Raw genomic sequence first — 5,214 nt, forward strand, 5'->3', positions numbered from 1 at the left:
GGACATCTTCGACTGTGAGTGTCGCTCGGGGCGCCGACGGGACAGCGGCGTCCACGAGGAGGAGACGCATGTCAGTCAACCGTCGACAGCTGATGGCCGGAGCTGGGACAGCAGGGCTTGGATTCGCGCTCGCGGGTGCGGTGGACGCGGTGTTCGCGGGGACGGCGAACGCGGCGACCCCGGCGGCGTTCAAGGGGTACGGAGAGCTCGTCGCGGACCCGAAGAAGGTGGTGGACCTGCCGAAGGGGTTCCGCTACACGGTGTTCTCGAAGGCGGGTAAGGACACCCTGGACGGGCCCGGCGGCGGGCTCGTGCCGGCCGCGCACGACGGGATGCGGGCGTTCCCGGCGGGGATCGGGCGCAGCGTCCTGGTGCGTAACCACGAGCTGTCCCCGGGGACGAAGGACCCGATCGTGCCGCAGCGCCCGGGGCTGGTCTACGACCCGGCGACCCCGGGCGGGACGACGACCCTCACCGTCGCGGGAGACCGGCTGTTGCGGCACGTCCCGAGCCTCGCCGGCACCTACCGCAACTGCGCCGGTGGCGGAACGCCGTGGAACACGTGGCTGACCTGCGAGGAGACCGAGGCGACCCCGGCGTCCGAGGCGGGGCTCACCAAGAAGCACGGGTACGTCTTCGAGGTCGACCCGTTCGGCCGCCTGCGTGACGACGCCCCGGTGCCGCTGACCGCGCTCGGTCGGTTCCCGCACGAGGCCGTCGCCATCGACCCGCGCGATGGCACCGTCTACCTGACCGAGGACGCCGCGAAGCCCTATGGCCTGGTGTACCGGTTCCAGCCGAAGCGGGCGCACGGTGGGCCGGGGAGCCTGCGCGCCGGCGGGAAGCTTCAGGCGTTGCAGGTCCCGGCCGTGCGGGATCTGTCCGCCGTGCGTGACCTCGGCACCAGTCTCTCGGTCACCTGGGTGGACGTGCCCGACCCGGACGCCACCACCGTCTCGGTGCGCGCCCAGTTCGACAACGCCAAGGTCACCCGGGTGCCGAAGGCCGAGGGCATCTTCTGGTCGCGCGGTGTCATCTACCTCGTGTCGAGCTACGCGAAGGTGTCCGAGGGGGCGGCCCTCGACCACTCCGGGCAGGTCTGGCGGTTCGACCCGAAGCGCGCCACCCTCGAGCTGGTGCTGCGCCTCGAGGTCGGCGGACGCTTCGACTCGCCGGACAACAGCACGGTCTCGCCGTTCGGCGGGATCGTGCTGTGCGAGGACGGCGACGGCGAGAACTACCTGGTCGCCCCGTCCGCGGACGGCACCCCCTACCCGCTGGCCCGCAACGCCGGCAGCGACAGCGAGTGGGCAGGTGCCACCTTCTCCGCCGACGGCAAGTGGCTCTACGCCAACATCCAGGGGGACGGCCTGACTGTCGCCATCACCGGCCCCTGGTGGCGCGGCTGATCCGTTGTTCTACTGGTAGGTGATGAGGTCCGGCGGGGGCGTGAAGGTGAGCGTCTCCGCCGGGCTGAAGATGTTCGAGTCCTGGGTGAGGAAAAGCTTCACTCCGGTGAAGAACGGCGGCGCGGCGCGCAGTAGGGCGTATTTCTCCAGCTTGTCCGGGCGGGCACCGAAGCCGTCGATGTGGAAGATGGTGGCCAGTTCCGGCCGGGCCACGATGTTCGCCCGGTCCGGCAGCATCGACTGGGTGAACTGGTGCACCGCGAACAGTTTCTGCGGCAACCGGTCGTGGCGCACGATCCCGGCGAGCCAGTCGGACACCTCGTTGATGCCGGCGGCATCGCTGCTGCCGATCCGCTGGCCGGGAACCTGACCCGGCCCCATCTTCCATTCGGGGTCCAGGGCAAGCCCGACATCCGGTTCCCGCAGGAAACGCTCATAGCGCTTCGCCTGGTCCAGGAAACGCGCGCGGCCCGGCTGCAGATCCAGGATGAGCAGCATCCGGTGCGCGCGGGCGGCCGTCAGATACGGCGTGATCGCGTCGTCCGACAGGGTGCTGCTGTAGAGCCCGTCCGCACCCGGTGCGGCCGCCGCGACCGTGGTGATCAGCTCCATCGCCGGCTGCACCGGCCGATCACCCGCGCCGAACGGCGCCGCCGCGGCCAGCACTCGCCGCGCCGCCTGCTCGGGGGTTCCCTCACCGAGCACGCCGAGGGCCCCACCGCCGACCGATCCGTAGTGCGCGACGATCCGGTAGTGCGGCAGCAACGTCCGCCCACCCATCGGCTCCTGCGCCATGTCGGCCCGCTGCCCGCTCGATCCCGCCGGCCCCGGATCATCGCCGTGCGCGGTCGCGCGGGACCGTCCGCTCCCGTCGCCGGCTGGCCGCGCGGCCGGTGATCGTCCGGATGCGCCGGCCGCCGTGTGGGCCGCTCCCGGTGCCACCGCGGATCCGTCGGCGGACGATCCGCCCGCGCAGCCCGTCCACAACAGCACCGCGCTCACGATCACCAGCAGGGCGGACGCCACCCGACGCGACACAGGCCGTGGCGCCCGACGCGATGCCCGCGATGCCCGCGATGCCCGCGGCGATGTCGGCACTGGTCCTGGCGCCGTCGTGTGGCGTTCCGGTGTGTCCCGATCGGCCATGTCGGTGCTTCTACCCACGAAGCGGGCGATCACCCCGTAGACGGTGCCTGTCGGCCCTGGCCGGACGGTTCGGTATCGGCGTCCACGGGCTGCCCGGAAATCCACTACCGCTTTGTATCAGGCATCTGATTGGTCTTCGAGAAATGCATGCGATCGGTTTTCTTTTTGGTTGATCAATAGTTGGACGATACTTTCCGTATTCGGCCCGGAGGGGCGTGTTGTCTTCCTGTCCGCACGCCCTTTTTCTTTTTCTTCCGGTCTGGTGTGCTCCGGTTGTCGTTGGCTACACTTCGTCCTGGCAGTCGGAGATCGGACGTTTTCTAGTCGGCAAGGGACTGTGATGCGGGGACGTGTGTCGACACGCGGTTCGCGTGACCTGGTGACGGTTACCGGTGATGGCGACGGCGGACGAGCCAACAACCCTAGGCAAGCTGGAGGAGATATGAACAGTGTCGACATCGCACTGAAGGAGACGCTGGAGATCGGGGGCGCACTCGGAGCCGCGCTCGTCGACTTCACCAGCGGTATGACCCTCGGTACGGCTGGCAATCCCCATTCGCTCGACCTGGAGGTCGCCGCTGCCGGCAACACCGAGGTGATCCGGGCAAAGCTGCGCACGATGGAAAGCCTCGGCCTCCAGGACACGATCGAGGACATCCTGATCAGCCTGGGTCGCCAGTACCACCTCATCCGCCTGTTGCAGAGTCATTCCGGCCGTGGCCTTTTCATCTACCTCGTGCTCGACAAGAGTCGTTCGAACCTCGCCCTCGCCCGTCATCGCCTGCGCTCCATCGAAAGCCAGCTCGACGTCTGACCCGTACACGACGTCGTGTTCGGTACGCCTCTCGGTCGGCCTGTTCGGTTGCCGGGCGGGCAGACTGGGAGCCGACAGACTCAGGCTCCCGGTCGGCCGAGGAGGCGCGATGGTGACATCGAGCGATGGGGCGTCCACCGTCGCGGGCGGACCGACGCTGCACATCCGCGGGACGGTGCTCGTCGGGCCGACGGAGACGCTCGGCGAGGTGTGGGTCATCGGCGGGCGGATCAGCCTCACCGCACCCCTCGGCGACGCCGCCCGTGATGTGCGGACCGTGACCGGCTGGGCCCTACCCGGCCTGGTGGACGCGCACTGCCACGTCGGCCTCGACGGGCACGGCGCCGTCGACCAGTCCACCGCCGAACAGCAGATCCGCACCGACCGTTCGGCCGGCGCCCTGCTCCTGCGGGACGCCGGCTCCCCGGCCGACACCCGCTGGGTCGAGGAGCGTCCTGACCTGCCCCGACTCATCCGGGCCGGCCGGCACATCGCCCGCACCCGCCGCTACATCCGCAACTACGCGGCCGAGGTCGAGCCGGACGATCTCGTCGCCGAGGTGCTCACCCAGTCCGGCCGCGGCGATGGTTGGATCAAGCTCGTCGGCGACTGGATCGACCGTGACCTCGGTGATCTGGCCGCCTGCTGGCCACCGGAGGTCGCCAGGGCCGCCATCGACGCCGCCCACGCCGCCGGCGCCCGCGTCACCGCCCACTGCTTCGCCGAGGCCGCGCTCGCCGACCTCGTCGACGCCGGCATCGACTGCGTCGAACACGCCACCGGACTCACCGAGCAGACCATCCCCCTGTTCGCCGAACGTGGCGTCGCCATCGTCCCCACCCTGGTCAACATCGCCACCTTCGAGAACATCGCCCGCGGCGCCGAGGCGAAGTTCCCCGCCTACGCCGCGCACATGCGTGACCTGCACGCCCGCCGCTACGAGACCATCGGCGCCGCCTGGGACGCCGGCATCCCCATCTACGTGGGCACCGACGCCGGCGGCAGCCTGCCCCACGGGCTGGTCGCCGCCGAGGTCGCCGAACTGCACCGCGCCGGCCTTCCCACCGACGCGGCCCTCGCCGCCGCCACCTGGTCCGCCCGGGCCTGGCTGGGCCATCCCGCCCTCACCGAGGGTGCCCCCGCCGACCTCGTCGTCTACCCCGAGGACCCCCGCGCCGACCTGGGCGTCCTCGCCGCCCCCGAGCTCGTCATCCTGCGGGGACGTCTGATCGCCGGGTGACCGTCGTTCGTCACCCGGCCTGGCCATGGCCGGGTCGGTCCGGACCGGACCGCTCGGGCCCGGGCCGGACTGGTCGGGGTCGGGGTCGGTCAGAGCTTCGTGCCGAAGACCTGGGTCCAGTAGGTGCCGTGTTCGCCGCCGACGGCGTAGCCGACGCCGATCTCGCGTAGCTGCGGCAGCAGGATGTTCGCGCGGTGACCGGGGCTGTCCATCCAGCCGGCGACGACCTCCTCGGCGGACGTCTGACCCGCGGCGATGTTCTCGGCGACGCGGGAGTAGCGATAACCGAGCGCGGTCACCCGGTCGGAGACGGTGCGTCCGTCGGGGCTGGTGTGGGCGAAGAAGCCGCGTCTGGCCATGTCGGTGCTGTGCCCGTCGGCGGCCGCGGTCAGCACCGGGTCGATGCTCAGCGCCGAGAGCCCGGCCCGTCCGCGTTCGAGGTTCGTCAGCGTGACGACCTGGGCGAGCATCGGCGGGAGGCCGTCGCCGAACGACGCCGCCCCACCGTGCCAGGCGGGTGCCGCGCCGGACCTGAACCCCACCGGCTGGTGCGCCTCGCCCGGTGACCCCATCCCGGGTGGGATCCGAACGGACGATGTCGGCGC

General features: G+C 70.8%; 5 protein-coding genes. 3 read left to right on the forward strand and 2 right to left on the reverse strand.

Features of this window, described 5'->3' with window-relative positions; translation table 11 throughout:
- The first annotated feature begins 68 nt into the window (after positions 1-68).
- Positions 69-1,409, forward strand: a complete 1,341-nt coding sequence (locus tag G6R24_RS17930; protein ID WP_163550365.1) for an alkaline phosphatase PhoX — start codon at positions 69-71, stop codon at positions 1,407-1,409.
- A gap of 9 nt (positions 1,410-1,418) precedes the next feature.
- On the opposite strand, the gene G6R24_RS17935 is transcribed toward G6R24_RS17930, so the two are convergent.
- Positions 1,419-2,435, reverse strand: a complete 1,017-nt coding sequence (locus G6R24_RS17935) for a hypothetical protein (protein ID WP_225438682.1) — start codon at positions 2,433-2,435, stop codon at positions 1,419-1,421.
- Positions 2,436-2,997: 562 nt separating this feature from the next.
- Between G6R24_RS17935 and G6R24_RS17940 the strand changes: the two genes are divergently transcribed.
- Positions 2,998-3,369 (forward strand): hypothetical protein, encoded by a 372-nt coding sequence (locus tag G6R24_RS17940; RefSeq protein WP_163550366.1) that lies wholly within the window; start codon positions 2,998-3,000, stop codon positions 3,367-3,369.
- Positions 3,370-3,478: 109 nt separating this feature from the next.
- Positions 3,479-4,609, forward strand: a complete 1,131-nt coding sequence (locus G6R24_RS17945) for an amidohydrolase family protein (RefSeq protein WP_163550367.1) — start codon at positions 3,479-3,481, stop codon at positions 4,607-4,609.
- Positions 4,610-4,698: 89 nt separating this feature from the next.
- Here the strand turns inward: G6R24_RS17945 and G6R24_RS17950 are convergent.
- On the reverse strand, positions 4,699-5,214 hold a 516-nt coding region (locus G6R24_RS17950), incomplete at its 5' end, for a CAP domain-containing protein (protein WP_163550368.1).

Origin of the sequence: Candidatus Frankia nodulisporulans (genome assembly GCF_902806475.1) — a bacterium.
GTDB classification, from domain to species: Bacteria; Actinomycetota; Actinomycetes; order Frankiales; family Frankiaceae; genus Frankia; species Frankia umida.